This window comes from Hwangdonia sp., from assembly GCF_048381975.1.
GTDB classification, from domain to species: Bacteria; Bacteroidota; Bacteroidia; order Flavobacteriales; family Flavobacteriaceae; genus Hwangdonia; species Hwangdonia seohaensis.
The window spans coordinates 416098-440507 of record NZ_JBLWYT010000001.1 but is presented as its reverse complement, the minus strand read 5'-3'; the positions used below and the strand labels follow the sequence as shown (position 1 = coordinate 440507).

The window sequence follows — 24410 nt, the reverse complement described above, 5'->3', positions numbered from 1 at the left end:
TAGCTAAAATGAATAATTTCAAGGTTTCTGTGCAGGAAACATCCAACAACGCGATAGTAAAATTTGAGTTAAATCAATTTATAACCAAGCACCAAAGTTTCGAGTTTAACAATATAGACGAAGCAAAAGCATCGCCTTTAGCACAACAATTGTTTTATTTGCCCTTTGTAAAAAAGGTTTACATCACTAGTAATTTTATAGCTGTTGAGCGTTACAATATTGTGGAATGGGACGATGTTAAAGATGAAATGGCAGAACAAATTGAAACCTATTTAAACGATGGCGGCGTTGTGGTTGAAGAAACCAATGCACCTAAAAAAGTGCCCGTTACCGTTTATGCCGAAAGCACGCCAAACCCGTCGGTAATGAAATTTGTTGCCAATAAAAAAATAGTGACCACATTGTTTGAATTTACTTCAATTGATGACGCGAAACTATCGCCATTGGCCACGGAGTTATTTCATTTTCCGTTTGTTAAAAGTGTTTTTATTGACGAGAATTACGTGTCTATCACCAAATACGATATGGCCGAATGGCAAGATATTAATATCGAACTCCGAGAGTTTATTAGAAGCTATATTGAAAACGGAAAAGATGTTGTTTTGCCCGAAGCTGTTGACGCTTTAAAAAAATCGACAGATCAATTAGACAGTCAGTTTGAGAATTTAGATGATACTTCAAAAGAAATCGTTAACATTCTTGAAGAATATGTTAAGCCAGCGGTAGCCAGCGATGGTGGTAACATTCAATTTATTTCTTACGATGCTGAAAGCAAAAATGTAAGCGTTATGCTGCAAGGTGCTTGTAGTGGCTGCCCATCGTCAACTTACACTTTAAAAAGCGGTATAGAAAACATGTTAAAACAAATGCTTCCCGGAAAAGTAAATATGGTTGAAGCCATAAACGGATAATATTTGCATAATTTTTATTGGTGACTTTTTAAATTTATCTGTGTCTAATTAAAAACAAGTATCTTTAAATCAAACAGATAAGTAATAACCTTTAAAAAAACGAATTATGGCTGTATTAAAAGTAATTGAAATATTATCAAACTCAGAAAAAAGTTGGGAAGACGCTACTAAAAAAGCAGTAAAACACGCTTCAAAGAGTGTGAAAAATATACGTTCGGTATACGTTAAAGAGCAAAGTGCCATTGTAAAAGATGGGGAGGTTACAGAATTTAGGGTAAACTTAAAAATCACTTTCGAAGTCGATTAAATTTACATTTATTTTAAAATATAAGCGTTCATCAATTGAACGCTTTTTTTATGCCCAATTTTCGTTAACTTTGAAAACATGAAACACATACTATTATCCCTTTTTTTTATCTCTTTAATTAGCTGTAAAGGTCAGAATTCAAACACCATGAAACATAAATATACAAACGACCTTATTAACGAAACCAGTCCGTATTTACTGCAACACGCCCATAATCCGGTAAACTGGAACCCGTGGAGTTCAAAAACTTTAGCTAAAGCTAAAAAAGAAAACAAACTTATACTCATTAGTGTAGGTTATGCCGCTTGCCATTGGTGTCACGTGATGGAACACGAAAGTTTTGAAGACAGTTTGGTGGCACAAGTCATGAATAAAAATTTCATCAATATTAAGGTTGATAGAGAAGAACGACCAGATGTAGACCAAGTTTACATGAGTGCCGTACAACTAATGACCGGGAGTGGCGGTTGGCCACTTAATGTTATTGCCCTGCCCGACGGCAGGCCGGTTTGGGGCGGTACCTATTTTAAAAAAGAACAGTGGATGGATGCTTTGGAGCAAATCTCTAAACTTTACGTTGAAACGCCCGATAAACTTTACGAATATGCCGATAAATTAGAGCAAGGTATTAAAGCTTTAGATGTGGTTACATTAAACACCGATGAGCCGGTTTTTGAAAAAAGTTACATCGATGAAGCCCTAACAAATTGGTCTAAACATTTTGATAATAATGAAGGCGGCATGAATAGAGCGCCAAAATTTATGATGCCCAATAATTATCATTTTTTACTCCGTTATGCGTATCAAACCAACGATAAAAAGCTGCAGGATTATGTAAACCTTACGTTAACAAAAATAGCTTATGGCGGTGTTTACGATCAAATTGGAGGTGGTTTTTCGCGCTATGCCGTCGATACCAAATGGCATGTGCCTCACTTTGAAAAAATGCTTTACGACAATGGGCAATTGGTTAGTTTATATGCCGATGCCTACCTCATCACAAAGAACAAATTATACAAAGATATTGTTACCGAAACGTTAGCATATATAAAGCGTGATATGACGACTGAAAATGGCGCATTTTACTCCTCGCTGGATGCCGATAGCAACACACCCGAGGGTAAACTTGAAGAAGGCGCGTTTTACGTTTGGAAAAAAGCCGAATTACAAACCCTTTTAAAAGATGATTTTGAACTGTTTTCAGATTATTATAATGTAAATAACTATGGTTTTTGGGAACACGACAATTATGTTTTAATTAGAAAAGACGATGATGCCTCCATCATTAAAAAACACAATTTATCTATTGAAACCTTAAATAAAAAGAAAGCTGAGTGGAAAAATACGCTATTCAAAGCGCGCAATAAAAAAGCCAAACCAAGGCTTGACGATAAAACACTTACCTCGTGGAATGCTTTAATGCTTAAAGGTTATGCTGATGCGTACCGTGTTTTTGGTAATGAAGATTATCTCGCTTCCGCGGAAAAAAACGCCAACTTTATCATAAATAATATGCTGCGTGAAGACGGCGGGTTGAACCATACGTACAAAGATGGAAAAAGCACCATTAACGGTTATCTTGAAGATTACTCGGCCACCATTGATGCCTTTTTAGCATTATACGAAAACACCTTAAACGAAACCTGGTTAAACGTTGCAAGAGATTTGGCAAACTACACGTTCGATCACTTTTTCGATGAAAAAAGCAAAATGTTTTATTTCACCTCAAACCAAGATGAATCGTTGGTATCAAGAAGTATAGAATATCGCGATAATGTGATTCCGGCGAGCAATTCCATTATGGCGAAAAACCTTTTTAAATTATCGCATTATTTTGATAACGAGCATTTCAGCAAAACAGCTATGAGCATGCTTAACAACGTAAAACCTGAAATGATGGAATATCCGTCCGGCTACTCCAATTGGTTCGATTTAATGCTTAATTATGCCCAACCTTATTACGAGGTTGCCATTGTGGGCGCCGATGCAAAACAAAAAATAACAGAGTTAAACAAAACCTATTTACCTAATAAACTGATAGCGGCAAGCTCATCAGAAAACAACATGCCTTTATTGGAAAATCGGTTTAATCCGGGAAATACATTTATTTACGTATGTGTTAACAAAGCCTGCAAGCTCCCGGTTACCGAGGTAAAAGATGCCATTAAATTTATAAAAGAATGACACTTTTAACCACCGTTTTAATATCCTTTGTAGCTTTTGAGCATGTTTATTTTTTAATCTTGGAAATGTTTTTTTGGTCCAAACCAAAAGGCATAAAAACATTTGGATTAAAATCGAAAGCATTTGCCGAAGACACCAAGGTTCTTGCTGCCAACCAAGGCTTGTACAATGGTTTTTTGGCTGCTGGTTTGGTGTATTCCATCATTCAGAATGATATAAATACAGCCATATTTTTTCTTGTTTGTGTGACTATTGCAGGTATTTATGGGTCTTATTCCACAAAGCAAATTAAATTGTTTTATGTTCAGAGCATACCAGCAATTGCTGCACTCATTGCAATATTTATCAACTAAAAAATAAAATGATAATATGAATTTAGAAAACATCGATACAGAAAAGTGGCTACAGTTAGCTTTAGATTACGGACTAAAAATTATCGGAGCCGTTCTTATTTGGGTTATTGGCTCATGGGTGATTAAAAAAATCCTGAAGACCACTAAAAAAATAATGTCTAAAAGAGATTATGATGAGAGTCTTCAAAAATTCCTGTTAAACCTTTTAGGCTGGATATTTAAAATTATTTTAATAGTTGTTGTACTCGGTACGGTTGGGGTAGAAACCACATCGTTTGCCGCCATTTTAGCTGCCGCAGGTTTAGCTATTGGTTTGGCCTTACAAGGTTCGTTGGGTAATTTTGCGGGTGGTGTTTTAATTATGATTTTTAAACCCTTTAAAATTGGTGATTTTATTAATGCGCAAGGTGAAGCTGGAACCGTTAAGGAAATTGAAATATTTACAACCAAATTAACGACACCCGACAATAAAGAAGTTATTATTCCTAACGGAAGTCTTTCTAACGGCAACATCACAAATTTTAGTACCGAAGCGACAAGACGTGTGGACTTTACCTTTGGAGTTGGTTATGATTCCGATATTAAAAAAACAAAAGAAGTGATATTAAGTGTCATTCAATCCAATCCTTCCGTTTTAAAAGAACCTGAAGCTACAATAAATGTTTCGGAATTGGCGGATAGCTCCATTAACTTTCTCACCAGAGTTTGGGTTAATAAAGAAGATTATTGGGCGGTGAATTTTGATATTATTGAACGTACCAAAGAAGCACTTGATGCTGCTGGCATTGATATTCCTTACCCACATCGGGTTGAAATACAGAAAAAAGGTTAAGTTTTTTTAGGCTTTAATGCCACAAAATCCTTTAAGTAATACGGTTCAAAATAAGCGACATCTTCGGTGTCGTTTTTTTTGTATTTGTTATAAGCCAATATGCCCATTTCTTTTGAGGAAGGCAGTTTGTTTTCGATAAAAACAGCATTTGGATGATTGATGCATGTTTTTGTTTTTTCAACCCCATTACCTATAAAATACACATTTCCGTTTTCTAAATATTCCGCGAAAGCGTTTTCCTCTAAAACTTGGGCTTGTGTACCCCGTATTTGGTTGTAATTTATATCGTAAATCGCTGAATACACCTCCATGCGTCTGGCATCGAGCATAGCTACTATTACGCCACTATCTGTTTTAACTTGATGTGCCAAAGCCTCTAAGGTCGACACCGAAATTAAAGGTTTATCCAATGCAAAACACAGTCCTTTTGCCGCCGAAACCCCAATGCGCAGTCCGGTATAAGAGCCAGGACCCTTGCTAATGGCAATGGCATCCAAATTGTTGGATTCGATTTCTGCTTCTTTTAAAACATCATCAATATAAAGATGCAACCGTTCGGCATGCGAATAGTTTTTGCCGTTATCTTCTTTTAAAACCAAAATCTCACCATCTTTTGAAAGTGAGACCGAACAATTGGTTGTTGCCGTTTCTATGTTTAGTATAAGCGTACTCATAAAGTTCTTTTTAAGATTCAAAAATAGGAATAAATAAAAAAGAAAGACCTGTCAAATCCCGAAGCTTTGGGATAAAAACCTGACAGGTCTAATATTTTGGTCATTCTGAGGAGCACCAAAGTGCGACGTGAGAATCTGTTTATAATTTATTTTAATTAAATTTCAGATTCAGAATAAACAGATTGCCACAGTTATGCCTCCTTCGCAATGACGTTACACTTATTTAGAAAGCCTAAAAACATCAATCAATTAAAGATTTACCCATGTAAAAATCCAATACTTTTGTTTTGAAAACAAAATCGTATTTCGCGTTTATTAACGATGATTGTGCGTTTATAAATTGTATTCTGGCCTGTTCTAAATCAAACGCCGTCATATTACCAATATCATAGCGTTCTTTTGAATTATTAAAAGCCAATTCTTGAGATGTTAATGATTTTTTTGCAGCTACATAGGCTTTTAGTGCCGCTTGGGCATCGGTATAGGCCCGTTGAATGTTAGCCTCTAAATCTAACTTAGCTTGATCTAATCGCAGTTTACTATTTGTTTCTTGAATTTTAGATTTTGCAACCGCGGTTTTATTCTGAAATCTTGAAAAAATAGGGATATTCACGTTTAAATTAAAACTATGCGATTTCTGATTATTCAATTGATCTAAAAAAGCCGCTTCGTTTTTAATAATATTAGAATAGAAAGCATTGGTGTTAAAACCATAACCCAATGTTACACTTGGCAAAAAGCCACCTTTAGATATTTCGGTGTTCAATTCGGCATTTTCAATATTCATTTCAGCTATTTTAATTTCGCTTCGGTTGTTCAAGGCATAATTTAAAACCGGTGTAACATCGCCGTACAATAAAGCTTCAGATGGTGTGTCAATTTCTATAATTTCCACATCAAATCCATTAAAAGGCACTTGCAATAATTGCGATAAGGTAAGCAGCGCCAAATTAAAATTGTTTTCCGCAATGGTAACTTGTTGTGCATCTCTACTTAAAGTGGCTTCGGCATCATAAATATTAGCTTTGGGCTGTACACCGGCGTCAACCAAATCCTGTACTTGCTTAAGTTGTTTCTGGCTGAAATCGAATTGTGCTTTTGCCGTTTCTAAATTCTCTCTATTGAATAGCGTATTTAAATAGGCATTGACAACGTTTAAGGAAATATCATCTTTAATTCTACTTAATTCAAGTTTGTTTATTTCAAGATTTAAGTTCGATTGTTTATACAGATTGGTGAGTCTAAACCCATCAAAAATGGTTTGATTGGCACCAACCCCAAACCTTGTACTGTTTGAAGTTCTATCAACAATTACTTGGGTTTCGCCAATATCAATTCGCTGTGTCCCAATACCCAAACTATGGCCGGTGCTTCCGCTAATTGATGGCAAAAATTGCCCTTTAGCCGCTACTATATCCTGCTTGTTTATAAGCAAACTGTTTTCGGTTTGTTTTACCGTTATGTTATGTTCTAAAGCATGTGCGACACATTCCTGCAAGGTCCATTTTTTTTGCTGAGAGAATGATAATACCGTAAACAGTATACTAAACAATAAAATGGTTTGCTTTATACCTACAAGGTTTCTTAAACTTTGCTGGACACGTTGACTTTCATTAATCATTTTCATCATCTTCATTGTCTTTTGATGCTTTATTCCAAACTTTAATTTTATCGCCTTCTTTTACACCTTCGGTTATTTCAACATTAATCCCATCGGATAACCCAAGAGTTACATTTTCTTTTCTATATTTATTTTCGCCGTCCAATATTTCAACAAATGGTTTTTCGGTAATTCTATTGTATTGCAGTAATGCCTCTCTTATTGCCAGAACACTGTCTTTAGCTTCAATATCAATTTCGGCATTGGCGCTATAGCCTGCTCTAATATTGGTGCTTTGTTCAACCTCCACATCGGCTTTTATGGTAAACTGTACCGCGCCGTTTTCTTCTTGTCCTTTTGGTGCCACAAAGGTTAGTTTTGCTGGAAATTCTTTGTCGGTAATAGCACCCAACAAGACTCTAATCTCCTTGCCTTCTTGTAATTTTCCAACTTCGGCTTCATCTACTTTACCTTCAAAAATCATTTTGCTCATATCGGCTATAGTAGCAATGGTCGTACCTGCATTAAAATTATTACTTTGAATAACTTGATCGCCTTCGCGTACGGGGATTTCTAAAATAGTACCCGGTATTTGGGCTACAATGTTGGTATTGGCAGAACTTCCGCCAGAAATTGAACCTCGTTTAATAATCTGATAATCATTTTGGGCCTGTGCGAGTGACTCCTTTGCCTGATTGAAAGAGAGCTCGCTGTTTTCGAAATCTTGTTGGGAAATCACGCCTTTTTCAAACAAGGTCTTATTTCTATCATATAGTGTTTTGGCATTATCATATGATAATTTTGAAGACGAAATACGGCTTTTTGCGCTTACCAAACTTTGCTCGTTTGGCACCACTCTAATTTTTGCAATCAAATCGCCTTTACTAACAATATCGCCTTCTTCAACAAGAATTTTATCAACAATCCCAGATATTTGAGGTTTCAGTTCAATCTCTTCCTCGGGATTTAATTTGCCTGTTGCCACAGCTTTGGTGTTGATGGATGTGTAAAATGGTTCCTCCACTTTAAAATCTTCAATAGATTTTGAGTTGGCATCTTTAAAATACTTTAAAACAAATGCCAATGCTATAATAGCAACTATTCCAAAAATAATCTTTACTGTTTTGTTCATTTTTTTATGATTGTTTATTCTTCTCTTAATGCTTCAATTGGTTTTATACTCGTGGCCTTAAATGCCGGAATTAAGCCTATTAAAGTCCCTAATACTACTAAAATTATTAATGCTATAAATACAACGGCGATAGAGACTGATGCGTTTACAATGGCGGCGTCTGCTCCTTGTCCGAAAAAATGGTCTAATAAAATTAAAATCCACCCGCCAGAAATAATACCTAACAATCCAGCCAATAAGGTTAAAAATACAGCCTCGACCACTATTTGCCTTTTAATCTCGAAAGGTGTGGCGCCCAAGGCACGACGTACGCCAATTTCCTTGGTGCGTTCTTTAACCGTAATAAGCAAAATATTACCAATGGCAAACACGCCGGCAATTAAGGTGGCAATGCCTACAAACCACGTTAAAAACTGCATGCCCGTTAAAAAACCCGTGACTTTTGCAAATTCTTTACCGAGATTAAAACTACCAAAGGCACGCTTATCGTTGGGATGAATGCTGTTTAGGTTTTTTAGTAACAGTTTAGCGTCGTTTTCAATTTGTTTGATATCGTATTCGGGTTTTCCGGTTATCATCATCCAACCAATTCTATCGCCTTGATTGTATATTTGCTGAAAGGTGGTAAACGGAATATGGATATCGGATGTGGGACCCATATTGACATTGCCGTTTTCAAACATGCCCACAACCTTAAAATTGATGCTGTTTATTTGAATGTACTCGCCGATAACATTTTCGTCCTTTTCAAATAACTGTTTATAAATTTCTTCTGAAATGACAGCTGTCTTTTTATTATCATCAATATCGTTCTGATTAATAAACCTGCCGTGAATTAATTTTTTCTTTTGAACTTGGTCCAACAATGGATAATCGCCATTGATGCCAAAATTACCCGATAAGAAATTCCGAATAACTTGTGCCTGATTTTGATTTCTAGGAACGACAAACTCAATGCCTTCCACGTTTTCTTCTACTTTTTTGGCATCAGACAATGTTAACCGCACTAGCTTGCCTTCTTGGAAGCCTTTAAATGGTTTGCTGGTACTTTGTCCCCAAACAAAAACACTGTTGGTTGCAAAGCTCCCGAACAATCTGTTAAATGAATTTTCCAAGCCTTTAGCAGAACCCAACAACCCAATTAACAATAAAATACCCCACCAAACACCAACCATAGTAAGTATAGACCTTAGTTTGTTTTTGCTAAAGCTATCGTAAACTTCTTGCCATGTATCTCTGTCGAATAAAAATCTAAACATAATTAATCGTCTCTTAATGCTACAATAGGTTTAATTTTCGATGCTTTTTTTGCCGGTAAATATCCCGCAATAGCGCCAGCCGTAATAAGCGTAATGGTAGCGCCAATTACAAGGCTATTGCTTACACCTGGGTCTTTTATAAAATAGTCTACCAAATAGGGTTTAACAAGTTCTAAAACACCAACACCAATTACCAAACCTACGTAACCCGCCATCGCCGTTATTAAAATAGATTCGATTAAAATGATGGAAACTATAGATCGCGGCGACGCCCCTAATGCCTTACGGATACCAATTTCTTTGGTACGTTCCTTTACAATAAAAATCATGATGTTGCTTATGCCCACAATTCCAGCTATTAAAGTACCAAAACCAATAACCAGAATAATTACGGTTAAACCGCCTGTTAGTGCGTCTACCTGTTTTGTGCCTTCTGCCATATTACGAACCCTAACGGCTCTTTGATCGCTACTGGCAACAGAAAAACGGTCTTTAAGTTTTCGAGTTAATAAGGTACTGAAAGCCAAGGCTTCATCGTAGCCCATTTTAGGGTTGTAGGTGAGGTTTATTTGATCGATATAGTCGTTGTTGCCATATAGATGTTGCGCTGTTGTTACTGGCATGTAAATCAATCGCTCTTCGTTATCGCCGCCATCATCTGTAAAAACGCCAACAACTTTATATTGTATGCCATTCAGGTTAATGTATTTCCCTAATGCCGTTGTTTTTAAAAATAAATCTTCTTCAACCAATCTACCAATTACAACAACTTTTGTTCTGTTATGTAAATCGCTTTGGTTGATATATCGACCTTCCTTTATTTTTGTTTTTTCTAAAAATTGGTGGTCTGGATGCACGGCTCTTAAGCTGTAATTGTTTTGTTCGTTCCTGAAAGAGGCCTGTACGTTTCTATAAATTCGTGCCGTAATAAATTCAACTTTATTGCCAAATTCACCTTTTACATAACTAAAATCTTCGTTTTTAAACTGAATACGACGACCGGCCTGTAAGCCTTTATGTGCTTTTGTAGTTCTTCCCGAATGAATAAAAATGGAGTTATTGGCATCATCGACAAAGGCTTCGGCAAAGGTGTTTTTTAAACCATTGGCAATACCAAAAAGAATGGTAAACAACAATATGGCAAACGCAACCGTAAAACCCGACAATAAACTTCGGGTTCTGTTTTTATTGATACTCTGAAATATTTCGCGCCAAAGGTCTAAATCAAACATGCTGTTGGGCTCTAACCTGTTGTACTTTTTTATCTTCTATTATAACACCATCGCGTAGCCTAACAATACGCTTGCACATGTTTGCAATATCTTCCTCGTGTGTTACCATTAGTATGGTTTTGCCTTCATCGTTTAACTGCTGAATAAAAGCCATAATCTCATAAGATGTTGTGGTATCCAAAGCACCTGTGGGCTCATCAGCCAATAATAATTTTGGATTTGCAGCCAAGGCTCTTGCGATGGCGACACGTTGGTTTTGACCTCCGGAAAGTTCTTTTGGTAAATGTTGCGCCCAATTTGCCAAACCTACTTTTTCTAAATGAAACATGGCCAATTCCTGGCGCTGTTTGCGTTTCATGCCTTGGTAATACAACGGAAGCGCCACATTTTCAAGGGCGTTTTTATAGTTGATTAGGTTGAAGGATTGAAAAATAAACCCTAAAAATTTATTTCTGTAAACGGCTGCTTTTTTTTCGGTAAGATCTTTTATTTGCAATCCATCAAGGATATATTCGCCTTCATCAGCTTCATCTAACATACCGATAATATTTAGTAAAGTAGATTTTCCTGAACCCGAAGAGCCCATTATGGCAACCATTTCTCCTTCTTCAACAGAAAGATCGATACCTTTTAAAACATGTAAACTGGAATCGCCTATGGGATAGGACTTGTGAAGCTGACTGATTTTTAACATGGGCAATGATTGGTTTTAAGTTTTAGCTAAAGCACTTTGCAATTAGACTAGTAACACAAAGAAATGTTACAATATAAGTTAAAAAAAGTTTTTATTATTTTTTTAACGTATTATATTTCTTATAAATAAAAAATCCTATACCAAACACCAAAATATAGGGAACAGCCATGAGGTATACAATACCATCGTTAATGCCTTGGGCTGCGGTTTGTCCTTCTTCGCTTTCTAAAACGGCGCGACACATAGCGCATTGGGCATTGGTTTCCAGAAAAAAGAGGAAAGAAAATAGAAGTAAAATGATTTTACGTTTCATAATTAAGTTTTAAAAACCTTATAGGTTAGTAATAAGGCGAAATCATAATATAAACAATAACACCCGTAACGGCAACATATAGCCATAACGGAAATGTGATTCTCGCTATTTTTTTATGTTTCTCAAAATTGTTTGTTATGGCTCTGGCATACGTAATTAATACGAATGGAACAACGGCGATAGACAATACAATATGTGTTAACAAAACAAAGTAATATACATATTTTATAACACCTTCGCCTCCAAATTTTGTAGAATCGCTGGTCATGTGATACGCCATGTACATGAGTAAAAAAAGTGCTGAACACCAAATAGCGGTGGTCATTAAATTTTCGTGCAACACCCTGTTTTTCTTTTTTATGGCAAAAAAGGCAATGACCAAAATAACTGCTGTAAGTCCGTTTATGGTAGCATAAATGGGCGGTAAAAAACTTAAAGGCTCTACATTTGGTATTCTCACGCTAAACAAGGCTGCTACAATAATGGGGATAACAATGGACAAAACAACAATTAGCTTATTGTATTTCTTATCGTCTAAAATAGGGTCTTGATTATTCATTTTAAAAAAATTATGTGATTCTGAAACAAGTTCAGAATGACGTTAATTTATTCGTTCAGCAATTTTTTAATATCTTCTTTTAAAGCGCTAATTTCTTCTTTAATCCCGTCTTCATCAACGCCTTCTGCTTCCGACACGATGCCTCGGTAGTAAATTATGGGGTTTCCAAACCGGTCTTTTCTGGAGCGGATAAATCCGTTTTTATCGATTAAGGCAAAATTTCCCGAATGCTCAAAACCGCCTTCAACCGCTTCATTTTCGCCCGTATATAAATTAAAGCCTTCGTTAGCCAATTTATAAATGGTGTTTTTATCGCCGGTCATTAAATGCCAATTGGGGTTTGTTACGCCATAATGTTCAGCATAATCTTTAAGGATTTCCGGCGTATCGTATCCGGGATTTATAGTGAAAGACGCCACGCCAAAATCCTCAAAACCTTTAAAGGTATTTTGAATTTGAATAAGGTTTGCATTCATCCGTGGGCAAATAGTTGGGCAAGTGGTAAAGAAAAATTCAATCACATAAACCTTACCCTCGTAATCTTTATTGGTGATGGTTTTTCCATCTTGATTTGTAAATGAAAATGCTGGCACTTTTTTAGGTTCGCCATTAATTTCGATAAATGATAAATCTGAAATCGATGTTTTTTTATCGTTGGCAAAATCACTTCTGCTTTCGTTGCGAATTACATCGTTATTGGAAATTCTATCCATTATTTTGGGAATAAAAATGATTCCGAAAACAAGTATTATAAATGCGATGCCTATATATGAATAATTCGTTTTTTTCATTTCAATTCTTTTTACATTCCCTCGTGTCACGCTGAGCTTGTCGAAGTGAAGGAGAGAATCTTCTTTTTTTTATGCAATACCTTCAAGATTTTTAAAACCTTGAAGGATAGTTTCGTTTAGTGTTTGTAACTCAAGTGTGGCAAACCAGTTTTAATTTGTTTCTGATTTTAAATCGTTTGCTCTTCGGGTATCCGAGTTAAATTCGCCTTTTCGTTTTTGTCTGTATTCAGTAAATAAAATACGTAAATCGTCGCTCATTTTATTTTTAATTTCGGCAACCTCAATGCAATCATAGGAGCTTAACCCATAAACCGGTTTGTTTTTTTCAATTTCCCTGTCTGTTCTGTCATCCAATCTTCCGCGTTGGCTTAAATCTTTATCAACAACAAACACGTGGTTTGATGATAAATCGTCATTGAGATTCTCTTTCGATTTTAAACTAAAAAACAAGCGCTGAATATCGTTGGGTTCACCAAACACAAAATGCCAAAACCGCAAGTCTTCATAAGATGCTATTTCCCTTTTAAGATCTTCAACTACAGCTTCAGTGCCTTTAGGCGCCACTATTACGATTTGAAATCGTTTAAAGCCCTTAAACTTATCGTATACCAATTCCTTTAAATTCGAGTTTGCGATAAGCTTGTCCATAGGATTATTTCCTAAAAAACCCAGGACGGTTATGTGATTCTTTAAAACAATGGAATCATTTGAATTTGATGCGAAAGCCTGTAAATCCGATACGTTTTTATTTACAACCTCCAACGGCTCGTAATTGTGCGTTGCTGGGTATAAAAACAATAAAAAGGTTACGGGAAGAAAGAACAAAACTCCTAAAACGACATAGCGGCTAATTTTTTTATAATACATTATATACTGACCTTTAAATCACCCAAATTATTGGTTTACAAAAATAAATAAAGGCAGTTTAATAACCGCCTTTATAACTCTATTTAACACTTCGAATATACACAGGTATATTCAAATTAAATTCTTTTAAAAATCGTCTTTTACAAATCCCTTTTTAAAAACATCAAAAATGTATCCGCCTTCTTGTAATAGGATAAATATTAGGTACAATATTAAGATTGCTGCAGTCCAAACCACCATGCGCCTAAGCGCTTTAGTTTCATCTCGCATGTGCATAAAATCCCATGTAATGTAATACGCTTTTACAACGGTTAAGATGATGAATATCCAGTTTAAGAGTTTCATGCCCAAAACCTTTACCATTAAGCTTTCTGGTTTGTAAATACCCAAAACAACCTCTACTGCAGTTACAAGCGATAAAAAGATTAATACACCCCAAATTTTTTGGGTGTTGGATTTAAACTTTAATAAACCTCTAAAAATTTCTAATTTATGTTCGTGTGCCATGTTATAATCTGTTTTTTTCGAATTAAACCAAGTAGAAGAATGTAAATACAAACACCCAAACTAAATCTACAAAGTGCCAATACAACCCTACTTTTTCAACCATTTCGTAACTTCCTCTGCGCTCGTAGGTTCCCAAAATCACGTTAAAGAAAATTATAACGTTTAACAAAACCCCAATAGATACGTGAAAACCGTGAAAACCTGTAATAAAAAAGAAGTAGTTTGCAAATAGTGGTGGGCCATATTCGTTTTGAATAAGATTGGCGCCCTCAACTACATTTTTACCTTTGGTTTTTAATTCGTTTAACGATTCACTTCTGGACAAAATAATTTTATGTCCGTGTTCATCTGCGTAAGTTGTTTTAATCAATAAGTCTGAGTTAGCTTCAAAACCTGCAATCACTTCATTTAAATTAAAGCTAGTCAAGGCTTTTTCTCCATTAAACCACAAGCCGTTATTTCTTAAATGTTGCTCGCGATCAGAATGTTCGGCTATGGCAAAATCTTTTAAAGCCACACGTTTTCCATCGGTATCAACAAACTGGATAATATTCCCGCCATGCGTTCCAACAGCGCCATAAGTACCATTTATAAACGTGGTCCATTCATAAGCTTGTGAGCTTAAAAATATAAGTCCGCCTATAACGGTTAAAAACATATAAATGGTGGTTTTTGCCTTATCTAATTTATGCCCTGCATCAACGGCCAAAACCATGGTTACGGACGACATAATTAAAATAAAGGTCATGAATGCCACGAATATCATTGGATAATCGCCATGAATAAAAGGGACGTGTGTGTAAACATCGTCTGCAATAGGCCAAATTTCGGCATATTTAAATCTTGAAAATCCGTAGGCTGCTAAAAACCCTGTGAAGGTTAAGGCATCAGAAGTGATAAAAAACCACATCATCAATTTACCGTAACTGGCTTTTAGCGGCTTGTTTCCTCCACCCCAAGTTTTTCCTTCCGTTCCAGTATTTACAACTGTAGTACTCATATGTATTGGTTGTTTTTTAGTTGGACAAAAATAATCAATTTATTTATCTAAAGAAACATCCGCATCTAAAATTCAAAAAAACACAAATAAAAACTTTACTAAATAGTTTGCAATGGCCTAATTTAACAACAGATATTACTTGGCAAAGTATAAAAACAAAAATAAATACACCCACAGTATATCTATAAAATGCCAAAAGGTAGCCGCCAACTCGAACCCTAACATTTTGCTCGGATTGTACTTTTGTTTAAAATGATTATAAATTACCACCAACAAACAAACCAACCCAACAACCACGTGCAAAATATGCACAATAGCTATCAAGTAAATGTAAGACATGGTAACATTGCTAGTTGGCCCCGTAAAATTATATCCCAAATCTATAATTTGCTGAAAGCCCATAAATTGACAGGAAATAAATGCGATACCCAACACCAATGTGGTTAACAACCATAATGTGGTGGCTTGCCTATTTTCTTTTTTTAAAGCTTTTTTAGCTAAAATAAATGTAATACTGCTTATTACAATAATAACGGTACTTATTATAAATGCGTTTGGCAACTGAAAATCCGATAACCAATCGGGTCTGGAGCTACTTACTATAAATGCGCTTGTCCATCCCGCAAACGACATAATAAGTGAAACGATTCCAAACCAAAGCATCATTTTTTTGGCTCTGTTATTTTTTTCTTCTAAAGTTCCTTGAGTTAAATCCATAGTTATCTAATAAATTTATCTATAACATATACTATTTGCACTAATGAGATATAAGACACACTAACCAGCATCAATTGTTTAGCTGATTTTTCAGTCATTAATTTGAATAAGCGAATGGCGTAATACAGCATCCACAATCCTAAAAGCAATACTATGACCGTCGATACGATAGACAATTGTAATTCTCCTGTAAAACCAAACACCGGAATAATTGATACTATCAAAGTCCAAATGGTGTACATTATGGTTTGTACCGCGGTGCCTTTGTCTTGTTTTCCCGTAGGTAGCATAAAGAATCCGCCCTTTTTATAATCTTCAAACAAAAACCAACCTATGGCCCAAAAATGAGGGAATTGCCAAAAAAATTGTAGCGCGAATAAAGTTCCGGGTTCTATGCCAAAATTGTCTGTAGCGGCAACCCAACCCAACATAAATGGAATGGCTCCCGGAATGGCGCCAACAAATACCGCTAACGGGGTTTTGGTTTTTAAAGGTGTATAAACACAGGTGTATAAAAATATGGAAATGGCACCAAACATGGCAGTTTGCTTATTGATGCTGTACAAAATAATAATGCCCAAAACCGTAAAAATAGAAGCGATTATAAAAGCAGTGTTTACCGACATGCGTCCGGCGGGAATAGGCCTATCCTTGGTACGATTCATCAACGCATCCAAATCTTTTTCAATAATTTGATTAAAGGCATTTGATGCGCCAACCATAAAATAACCACCAAAAGCCAATAAAACCAAGGTTGTAAAATCTACCGTTTCGGCACCCAATAAATAACCGGCAAGGGACGAAAACACCACGCTTAACGCCAATCGCATTTTAGTGATTTCCTTAAAATCTGAAATTACTGAATGGGTTGCTATTGAAGATTTTGACTTGCTCAATGTTTCCTTTTCTTGGTCGTTTTATAACGCGATTGCAAAGATACTTTATTAAACCAATTTAACCCACCAAAGTATTCAAAAAATAAAAAACACAGCTTCGCCCATAATTTTGTATTTTTATAGCACTACTAATGCTTCACATATCTTTAAAATGAAAACACTAAAAACCATTTGCACTTTTTTGGCTCTTTCGGTAGCATTTTTGACCTGTGCCCAAAACAACGAGGTTGTCATAAAAACCCATAAACTTTCCGAAAACATTTATATGCTCGAAGGTCAAGGTGGCAATATTGGAATTTCGGTTGGCGATGATGGAATTATTATGATTGATAGCCAATTTGCACCCTTAACACCAAAAATTCTGGCAGCCATTAGGGCGATAAGCGATAAACCCATAAAATTTTTAATTAACACCCATTGGCACCACGACCATGTTGGCGGTAACGAAAACATTAAAAACGAAGGCGCTATAATCGTAGCGCACGACAATGTTAGAAAGCGCATGAGCGTTGACCAATTTGACCAATATCGCGACAGAACCACCAAAGCGTCACCAACAAAACTACCCTTGGTTTCATTTTCAGACAACATCACCTTTCACATGAACGGCGAAGATATTATGGTGTTTCATGTCGATAATGCGCATACCGATGGCGATGCCATGATTTATTTCCCCAACAGCAATGTACTGCACATGGGCGACACCTATTTTCAGGGCAAATACCCGTTTATCGATTTATCAACGGGTGGCAGTGTAAACGGCTATATAAACGCTGCAAAACACGCTTTAATGCTGGTTGACGACGACACCAAAATTATTCCGGGACACCGAAACCTGTCCAATAAACAAGAACTTACCGCGTATTTAACCATGCTCGAAACATTAAAAACCCGTGTTTTGGCCGAAATTAAAAAAGGCAAGACCGAAGCCGAAGTAACCAATAACGCAGCCATTACCAAAGAATATACCGCTTTAAATTATGGCGATTGGTTTATAAACGATGAGCAGATCAGGCGTGCTTTTTATATTAGTTTGAAGGAAGAGTGAAAATTTATCCATAATCAGTATTATCCGATAAAAGACATAAGACCGCTTCGCTTTTAGATATTAGAACCAAGACTCGGATTTAACTACCTGACAAACAGGTATAACTTCAAAAGAAAATTGACTTGCTCTATTTCCATAAAACCATTCCGAAAAGTAAGGTGCTATTTTAAAAACCCATGAAAACCATTGTTCTAATAATGGTTTGTGAAACCAAAAATATTCTTAACCGGACATTAATGATTCATAAATATAAAAAGAGACCTTTCTTCCGAATGGTCTCTTTCTTATTTAATTTTAGATAGCCTTTATTTATCTACTACAATTTTATGCACTTCTGTTTTATCACCAGAAGTAATTTCCAAATAATAAATACCTTCTTTTAGTCTGGATATGTTTAATGTCTTTAAACTACCGTTACGTTTTTCAATTAAAACAGTGCTGGAAAAATCGTAAAGCTTTAATTGTGTTATATCGTCCAATTGTTTTATAAATTCTGATGATGTGTTTTTATGTGAAATATTTATAGTACTGGTAGCTGGGTTTGGAGACACTCTAAACTGTTGCCCTCCACCAGGCCCACAATCTGTAACCAGATACTGAAATATAGCGGGTACAGACCAACCACATGAATTTTTTACTCTAACTGTAAAAACTATAGTACCTAATTGATGAGGTATAATGTTAATTTTATTTTTATATGTATTATAAATAAAGTTATTTGTAATTGGTGTCCATTCCCAATCGCTATTTGAAGTGCCATAATCAAGGCCTTGTGCATCAACCGTTATTGAGTTTTGAGGTTCATAATTATAGGTTTGGCAAAAAGTATTTGAAGGTGCCTGTCCAGGACCAGGAGGGAGATTATTAATTTTTGGTTTTCCTATCCATATTTTTTTTGTTAGTGTAAAAAAATCACCACATTGAGTACTAATTATTGCTCTTAATGTAGCATTGCCAGTAAAATTACTGTTAGGCGTAACAATAATATTATTTCCAGTTGTAGCTAGAGTAAAATCTCCCGAAGGTGAAATACTCCAATTTGGATTTACTAAAGATGACAAGTTACCTACAGAATAAGCTTCAGAATTTGTTCCACAAATATTCTCTTTACCTAATATTTTTAAATTTAAAGTTCCTGTACAATCTGTTGAAGCGCAAGAAAAAAAGCCTTGATTATTATCACTATCTAATTCTTCAATAAGCCAATTACCATTATTTAACGTAAACTGAATATGTTGTTCGCTACTTAATTCGTTTGTGAAAAAATTATCAAAGGGTGTGTTTTTTGGTGACTTTGGAGGAGACAAAGGCGAATAAGCTTTGTTTAAATCCAAATAGTTTATAGTTTGGTTGCCACCACCAATATCCAAACTACTAAAAGTAGGTATAAAATTAAATTCACGTTCTAAAACATAACTATTAAATTCTGGTGGTAGCGTTACAAATGTATCAATGTTATAGACACCACCATTGGCATTATCCAATGGCAACATGGATGATGAAGAATTAAGCGTTTTCTGATCTATCAAATCTTCATGAATAATTATAAACCCTAAAACTGCTTTTCTAATGAAAATTTTTCCCTTATATATTTGTTTAGATTCTTGATTTGGCAATGCCTTAACATTAACTTGTACTTTAATATCTGTATTTGTTGACAAAAGAGAGCTTATTGATTTTAAAGGATTCCAACCTGCTAGGTTTATAAACGCTAATGCTACGTTAGTAATAAAAAAAGGCAAATCTACTGTCTCATTAACATCTACCAAGGTATCGTATGCGTTAAAACCTAAAGGGTTGCCACATTCTGAACCATTGGCTATGGCAATATTCCTGATGCCATTTTGCTGCGGATATCCCATATTAGAAAGTTCTGTGGAAAAACTATCGTGTAATGTGTTGTTATTTACAGAAACATTAGCCCCAGCACCTTGTAATTGGTACGTAAGCATTTGTTGTGCCGCTGGAGATTGTAATAAATTATAACCATTATTTAAATCTGGAACTAAACTTGGCAAGCTTACAATGTCAAAATCAATTAAACTTAACAGTATAGGAATACTAATTTCTTCGCCATATAAATGTCTTGCTAAAGCTTGAAAACCAAGAGGCACATTAGCACCTTGGTGCGGTGCATCATGGCTAATGTAGAGTTTAGTGTCGTGAATTTCGCTGTTAATCTCCATATCGCGTAAAGCATAACGGGCCACCAAACCACCCATGCTCATACCCAAGACCACGTTTTTCTCATTGCCTACTTTTAGTTGGTTTATTTGGCGTATTACTTCCTCTACCATATAGGCATTACGCTGTATATAATCGGTACTGTTTACGTAGTCTATAAATACCAAATCGTAACCTTCATCTTCTATGGCTTCATTTAAACTATAAAAATTTGAAGGGTTAGGGTCTAAATCAACTTCTAAACCTCCTGGCTCTTGAGAATTAATCAAACTAAAATAATTAAATCGGTTATCAGGGTCAAAACCTTCCACTACAATCAGGGGTTTGGTGAGTTGGGTGTGCCCAGGTGCCAATTCTATGGTTATCCGCCCTGTTGCATTGCCTCCATTCCAAGGATTGCCTGTTACAGGGTTGTTAAACCACAAAGTACCATTTTGGTTAAGAAACCCATTACCGCTAAACCGCGCCAATGGGCCGCCTTGCGGTGCTATATAATCTACCCAAATTTTGGAATGGCTATATAGGGTTGGACCACCACTATATACAAACTTTACTTTTAGCTCCTTTTCACCCCCAGAACTGTAAGTAACATTTTTAGCGGTATTAAGTGTGATGGTTTGGTAACCATTGCCATCGTCAAAATCCATTTGTACTTGGCTTAGGGTTAAACTGGTGTTGGTATATATTAAACCACTTGGCAGTTTAAAGCTAAAGGTATTACCCTGTAATTGTTTTTTTAATGGTGCAACCCCAAAAATGGTTTTGGTATCGTACGGGTTTCTACCTGCCACGTCATAAATACGGTCGTTACTAACTGTAACATCGCCATTGCTTACCGCATTGGTTTTATATTGTTGGTAGGTGTAATACTGCGCCGCCAATAACACATCTTCTGTACTGTTGGCTTGTTAGTTTTTTAAATTGTTGAATACCGTATTTGGTACTATCATATTTTGGGCTACAGTACCTACACGCATGGTGTAGAGTGAACTGTACAAAGACTGCCATTGGGTTTTATCCACAAGGTTATTGGTGCTTAAAACGCCATTGTAGTTTTCCACTTCATTAAACCGAATCCCAAATTCCTTAAGGTAACCTGTTGTAACTTTGGTTTTATCAATGTTACCAAACACATGTTGCATGCGGTTGTAGTAATCATTGTTTTGTGCATTACCGCAAAAAAAGGCAATACAGAGTAGTGTAAAAACGAGTAGTTTTTTCATAATTAAAATGGATTAAAATGTTTAAAAATTATATTATTACGGGATATATTTCATATCGAAACGCCCTTCGGTGATTTTTATGTCCTCACAATTATTAGTAATAGTAGAAAATGAAAATGTTCCTGAAATGAAATAATTAACTCTATCTATTTTACTAAATATTAAATTTCCTTGATATGAGTCTTGGAAATCATAATGACAACCTAATTGAGGATTTGGATCAACAAAAAATCTAGCCTTACCTGTTAAATCATATTCCTCATTAATTTTTATTGGATCACCTAAAATCATAGTTATGCCCCCCCTCCAAATTGCAATTGTCCTTGTTGATAGATAGCTACTTGTTCTCTTGAGTTAGTTATAACTAATGGTTCTCCATTAACCAAACACCCAAACGTATTCTCTCCAGTTTGTGTAGCTGGTGGTAGTTGGTCTATGGGGTTTCTTGGGTTGTCGTCTTTATTACAACAAGACAAGCTTAAGGTAAGCGATAAAACAAATAATAACTTTTTCATAATATATTGGGCTTAAATTTTAAAATAAATGTAAGAAAAAAAACGGCATAAAGCATAAGTAATACTATGCACTTCATCGAAAACAGATGGTTTTTAATATTTACTGCTGTGGGAAACCCGTAAAATGAAGTTTAGAAAGGAGTCAGTTAAAGGTTAGGTTCTTTTTATGGGATTCCTGCTTTCGCAGGAATGACAAAGTTTATAAGTTCCCGATATGTATCGGGAATAGTTCAGCTTACAATTTTGAATGCGCCAAATAAAGACTTCTCAAAATTGAGATTCCCTCCTTTGTTGGAAGGATGAAATTGATAAGATCCCGATATGCATCGGAATGAGTTCAACTTGGTTTTAGGAAAAGAATTATGAGATGCTGAAACAAGTTCAGCACGACAACTTTAGTTGTCGAAATACCAATTAAACAAATCGGTTCGTAGTCCAAAATTAAACCAAACGGTGTTGCTTTTAAACGTTGAAGTTGTAATAGCTTCTGGGTTAAAGTTTCTAAAACTAATATCGGTAAACAGCTTTAAATTTGATGCCGGATTAATGACGTAACCCGCTTTCAAATTGCCGTTAAAGGTTTTTGTTTTTATGCCTTGCCCAACTTCAACACCGGTATCAAAAGGGCGGTCGTTATAGTTTCTAAAAATATCCGCGCCGTAACTAAAATTATCGGTGCCATCGTTAAAATCCAATCCGCGAACACCAAAAATAAGTTTCGCATCGGCAAACCAACGCTTGTAATGGTAACGCCCAATTAGAATCGCTTCACTAAAGTTTGCGCCCCATAAATGCGCCATCGATTGGCTGTTGTGTCCGTAATTTGTCGCAATCGTATTGTGCGAATAGGTGTAAGGCCGTATGCGGTTATATTCAAACTGAAGCATTAAATTATCAACTTTAAAGGCATTAAAATATTTAACCCCTATTTGATATCCGTATTTGTTTTTCCAACTTCTCTCACCGCCTTTTATATCGCCCAGCGAAAATTCATCTAAAACAAACTGACTGTAAATATTTACATTATCGTTCCATTTGTATTTTGCCGAAGCGCCAATTATGGCATTTCCGGCATCTTGCCCCGTTTCGAACTCAATAGCCCTGTAAAAAATAATGGGGTTTAAATAGTTAACATCGAAACCCCTGTTATTCGAGTTCGTCCAAATTACCGACTCAAACAAGCCTAAATTAAATCGTTTTGAAACATTCCAACTTAAATAATGGCTTGCCAAATATTTGGTTAAAAAAGCGCCATCTTCAGTTACTTCCAGTCGCACATCTTTTAACCATAGCCAAGTATTGGTGTATTTTATTTTCCAGAATTTGGTGTTCAATTTTAAAAACGGGTGCGGACTTGCCACATCGCTTAATAATAGCGAACGGTACCCATCGCCAATAAAATTCTTACCGTGGCCAAACTGTATGTTTATAAACTTTGCTGGCGCGTATGACAAATACGCTTCGGCAACCGGATAATCGTAAGAATCGCTTTTAAAACGTTTGGCGATACCACGCCCGGGAATAATGGCCGGATCCGGTCCAAAGGCTTTTAAGCTTTCGGCATATCGATTAACGTATTGTGCAAATCGCCCTTGGCTCTCGAAAACCGAGGCATAAAAATTCAGTTTTTTCCCCAAACCACCTTGTACCAAAAACCCGCGGGTGTTGTTGTAGGTTGAATTAAAATCGGCATCGGTATCTTTACCCACTTGCAAATCGAAAATCGGGTCGATGGTAAACCAATAATCCTTACTTTGTATTTGCACTAAATGTTCGTTCCAAAGTTTTTTTCCTGCCCACGTGTTGGTTTCTTTTTGGAGTTTTTGGTTTTCAGCTTTAAAATCGTAATAATTCGAAACCTCATCATAAACAAATGGCTTTGATGCCGTGTGGCTATTGGTGCCGATAAGGTTCATATTTCTATCAAACTTGGCGTAGTCACTATGAGTAAAAGGAATGTTCAACTGGCTTGAATATCCTTTGTTTTCAAAGGCTTTTATACTTTTGTTTACACTGTCAAACTCTGCTTTTGCAGCCGCTTCCAGTTTAGAGATTTCATCAACCTCGGTAACATTTTTAGAACTGTTTGATGGATTTACCAAAGGTATTTTAATGGCTATGGAATATTGCTTATAAGTCGTTCGTCCATTATAAGTTGCCGGTTTTACCTTGGGGAACAATGCAAAAACACGTTTTGCTTCGTCTTTTAATTCGTTATAAATGGCATCGACATAAATCACTTTAAATGTACCTGTGGTATCCACTTCAAAAAGCACGGCAACGTTGCCTTTGTAATTTTCGTCTAAAGTCTTTTGTGGCACTTTAAAATTATAGAAAATATGGGTGAATACGCTGTTGTCAAAACAGTGTTGCAAGGCCTCAATGTCTACTGATTCACAATTGGGGAAAACCGGTGGTTTTTCATATTGAAAAGTATCTTGCGAGAATACATTATTTTGAACTAAAAGTAGAAGTAGGACAATGAATTGCTTCATAGGATTTAATAAGCATTGATTTTGAGCTGAAAGATACTATAATTTTTAGATTAGAACCGATTAAACCTATTCACAAGTTTTCGGAACCATAAAAAACCGCTATCAATTTATTTGATA

The 24410-nt window shown here is 35.8% G+C and carries 25 protein-coding genes; 6 read left to right on the top strand and 19 right to left on the bottom strand.

The features are described 5' to 3' along the window. The first annotated feature begins 8 nt into the window (after positions 1-8). The 5 genes from ACN5J7_RS01910 (at position 9) to ACN5J7_RS01890 (ending at position 4587) form a co-directional block, all read left to right on the top strand. Entirely contained in the window at positions 9-911 is a 903-nt protein-coding gene (locus ACN5J7_RS01910; protein WP_311937297.1) for a NifU family protein, read from the top strand. Positions 912-1017: 106 nt separating this feature from the next. Continuing rightward, a complete protein-coding gene (locus ACN5J7_RS01905) occupies positions 1018-1218 on the top strand; it encodes a dodecin family protein (RefSeq protein WP_311937295.1) in 201 nt (66 codons plus the stop codon). A 147-nt stretch (positions 1219-1365) separates the two neighbouring features. Continuing rightward, on the top strand, positions 1366-3402 hold the full coding sequence (locus ACN5J7_RS01900) for a thioredoxin domain-containing protein (RefSeq protein ID WP_418602432.1): 2037 nt from the start codon (positions 1366-1368) through the stop codon (positions 3400-3402). Next, on the top strand, positions 3399-3755 hold the full coding sequence (locus ACN5J7_RS01895) for a DUF1304 domain-containing protein (protein WP_311937293.1): 357 nt from the start codon (positions 3399-3401) through the stop codon (positions 3753-3755). The genes ACN5J7_RS01900 and ACN5J7_RS01895 overlap by 4 nt, the downstream gene beginning before the upstream one ends. A gap of 16 nt (positions 3756-3771) precedes the next feature. After that, positions 3772-4587, top strand: coding sequence for a mechanosensitive ion channel family protein (locus ACN5J7_RS01890; RefSeq protein WP_311937291.1), 816 nt, complete (start codon positions 3772-3774; stop codon positions 4585-4587). Here the strand turns inward: ACN5J7_RS01890 and tsaB are convergent. The 14 genes from tsaB to cyoE all read right to left on the bottom strand — a co-directional run bounded on the left by tsaB (position 4584) and on the right by cyoE (position 16828). Beyond that, positions 4584-5261 (bottom strand): tRNA (adenosine(37)-N6)-threonylcarbamoyltransferase complex dimerization subunit type 1 TsaB, encoded by a 678-nt coding sequence (gene tsaB, locus ACN5J7_RS01885; RefSeq protein ID WP_311937289.1) that lies wholly within the window; start codon positions 5259-5261, stop codon positions 4584-4586. The two genes, ACN5J7_RS01890 and tsaB, sit on opposite strands and share 4 nt — an antisense overlap. A gap of 241 nt (positions 5262-5502) precedes the next feature. Continuing rightward, complete coding sequence (locus ACN5J7_RS01880; RefSeq protein WP_418602431.1) at positions 5503-6891, bottom strand: TolC family protein; 1389 nt, start codon at positions 6889-6891, stop codon at positions 5503-5505. Continuing rightward, positions 6875-7993 carry an efflux RND transporter periplasmic adaptor subunit gene (locus ACN5J7_RS01875; RefSeq protein WP_418602430.1) on the bottom strand — a complete coding sequence of 373 codons (1119 nt, stop codon included), beginning with the start codon at positions 7991-7993 and terminating at the stop codon, positions 6875-6877. The genes ACN5J7_RS01880 and ACN5J7_RS01875 overlap by 17 nt, the downstream gene beginning before the upstream one ends. 14 nt (positions 7994-8007) lie before the next feature. Beyond that, the gene (locus tag ACN5J7_RS01870; RefSeq protein WP_418602429.1) at positions 8008-9252 is read right to left on the bottom strand and encodes an ABC transporter permease; all 1245 of its coding nucleotides are present in this window, start codon (positions 9250-9252) and stop codon (positions 8008-8010) included. Positions 9253-9254: 2 nt separating this feature from the next. Further along, positions 9255-10484 carry an ABC transporter permease gene (locus ACN5J7_RS01865; protein WP_418602428.1) on the bottom strand — a complete coding sequence of 410 codons (1230 nt, stop codon included), beginning with the start codon at positions 10482-10484 and terminating at the stop codon, positions 9255-9257. Further along, positions 10477-11178, bottom strand: coding sequence for an ABC transporter ATP-binding protein (locus tag ACN5J7_RS01860; RefSeq protein ID WP_418602427.1), 702 nt, complete (start codon positions 11176-11178; stop codon positions 10477-10479). Before ACN5J7_RS01860 ends, ACN5J7_RS01865 begins: the two co-directional genes overlap by 8 nt. 94 nt (positions 11179-11272) lie before the next feature. Further along, complete coding sequence (locus ACN5J7_RS01855; RefSeq protein WP_311937270.1) at positions 11273-11491, bottom strand: hypothetical protein; 219 nt, start codon at positions 11489-11491, stop codon at positions 11273-11275. Positions 11492-11516: 25 nt separating this feature from the next. Beyond that, complete coding sequence (locus ACN5J7_RS01850; RefSeq protein ID WP_311937268.1) at positions 11517-12050, bottom strand: DUF420 domain-containing protein; 534 nt, start codon at positions 12048-12050, stop codon at positions 11517-11519. A 47-nt stretch (positions 12051-12097) separates the two neighbouring features. Continuing rightward, positions 12098-12841, bottom strand: coding sequence for an SCO family protein (locus tag ACN5J7_RS01845; RefSeq protein WP_311937266.1), 744 nt, complete (start codon positions 12839-12841; stop codon positions 12098-12100). 150 nt (positions 12842-12991) lie between these two features. Then, entirely contained in the window at positions 12992-13708 is a 717-nt protein-coding gene (locus ACN5J7_RS01840; protein WP_311937264.1) for a hypothetical protein, read from the bottom strand. Positions 13709-13834: 126 nt separating this feature from the next. Further along, on the bottom strand, positions 13835-14215 hold the full coding sequence (locus ACN5J7_RS01835) for a cytochrome C oxidase subunit IV family protein (protein ID WP_311937261.1): 381 nt from the start codon (positions 14213-14215) through the stop codon (positions 13835-13837). 22 nt (positions 14216-14237) lie between these two features. Further along, positions 14238-15215 carry a cytochrome c oxidase subunit 3 gene (locus tag ACN5J7_RS01830; RefSeq protein ID WP_311937258.1) on the bottom strand — a complete coding sequence of 326 codons (978 nt, stop codon included), beginning with the start codon at positions 15213-15215 and terminating at the stop codon, positions 14238-14240. Between the two features lie 135 nt (positions 15216-15350). Continuing rightward, complete coding sequence (locus ACN5J7_RS01825) at positions 15351-15932, bottom strand: cytochrome c oxidase subunit 3 (RefSeq protein ID WP_311937256.1); 582 nt, start codon at positions 15930-15932, stop codon at positions 15351-15353. A 2-nt stretch (positions 15933-15934) separates the two neighbouring features. Continuing rightward, on the bottom strand, positions 15935-16828 hold the full coding sequence (gene cyoE / locus ACN5J7_RS01820) for a heme o synthase (protein ID WP_418602426.1): 894 nt from the start codon (positions 16826-16828) through the stop codon (positions 15935-15937). 151 nt (positions 16829-16979) lie between these two features. On the opposite strand from cyoE, the gene ACN5J7_RS01815 reads away from it, so the two are divergent. Continuing rightward, complete coding sequence (locus ACN5J7_RS01815; RefSeq protein WP_418602425.1) at positions 16980-17876, top strand: MBL fold metallo-hydrolase; 897 nt, start codon at positions 16980-16982, stop codon at positions 17874-17876. 305 nt (positions 17877-18181) lie between these two features. Here the strand turns inward: ACN5J7_RS01815 and ACN5J7_RS01810 are convergent, their stop codons facing one another. The 5 genes from ACN5J7_RS01810 to ACN5J7_RS01790 all read right to left on the bottom strand — a co-directional run bounded on the left by ACN5J7_RS01810 (position 18182) and on the right by ACN5J7_RS01790 (position 24293). Then, on the bottom strand, positions 18182-20941 hold the full coding sequence (locus ACN5J7_RS01810; RefSeq protein WP_418602424.1) for a T9SS type A sorting domain-containing protein: 2760 nt from the start codon (positions 20939-20941) through the stop codon (positions 18182-18184). Positions 20942-20968: 27 nt separating this feature from the next. Next, positions 20969-21283 carry a hypothetical protein gene (locus tag ACN5J7_RS01805; RefSeq protein WP_418602423.1) on the bottom strand — a complete coding sequence of 105 codons (315 nt, stop codon included), beginning with the start codon at positions 21281-21283 and terminating at the stop codon, positions 20969-20971. Positions 21284-21319: 36 nt separating this feature from the next. Then, the gene (locus tag ACN5J7_RS01800; protein ID WP_418602422.1) at positions 21320-21574 is read right to left on the bottom strand and encodes a hypothetical protein; all 255 of its coding nucleotides are present in this window, start codon (positions 21572-21574) and stop codon (positions 21320-21322) included. Positions 21575-21576: 2 nt separating this feature from the next. After that, positions 21577-21798: a hypothetical protein gene (locus ACN5J7_RS01795; protein ID WP_418602421.1), complete on the bottom strand. Its 222-nt coding sequence runs from the start codon at positions 21796-21798 to the stop codon at positions 21577-21579. 395 nt (positions 21799-22193) lie between these two features. After that, the gene (locus ACN5J7_RS01790) at positions 22194-24293 is read right to left on the bottom strand and encodes a gliding motility protein RemB (RefSeq protein WP_418602420.1); all 2100 of its coding nucleotides are present in this window, start codon (positions 24291-24293) and stop codon (positions 22194-22196) included. Positions 24294-24410: the final 117 nt, after the last annotated feature.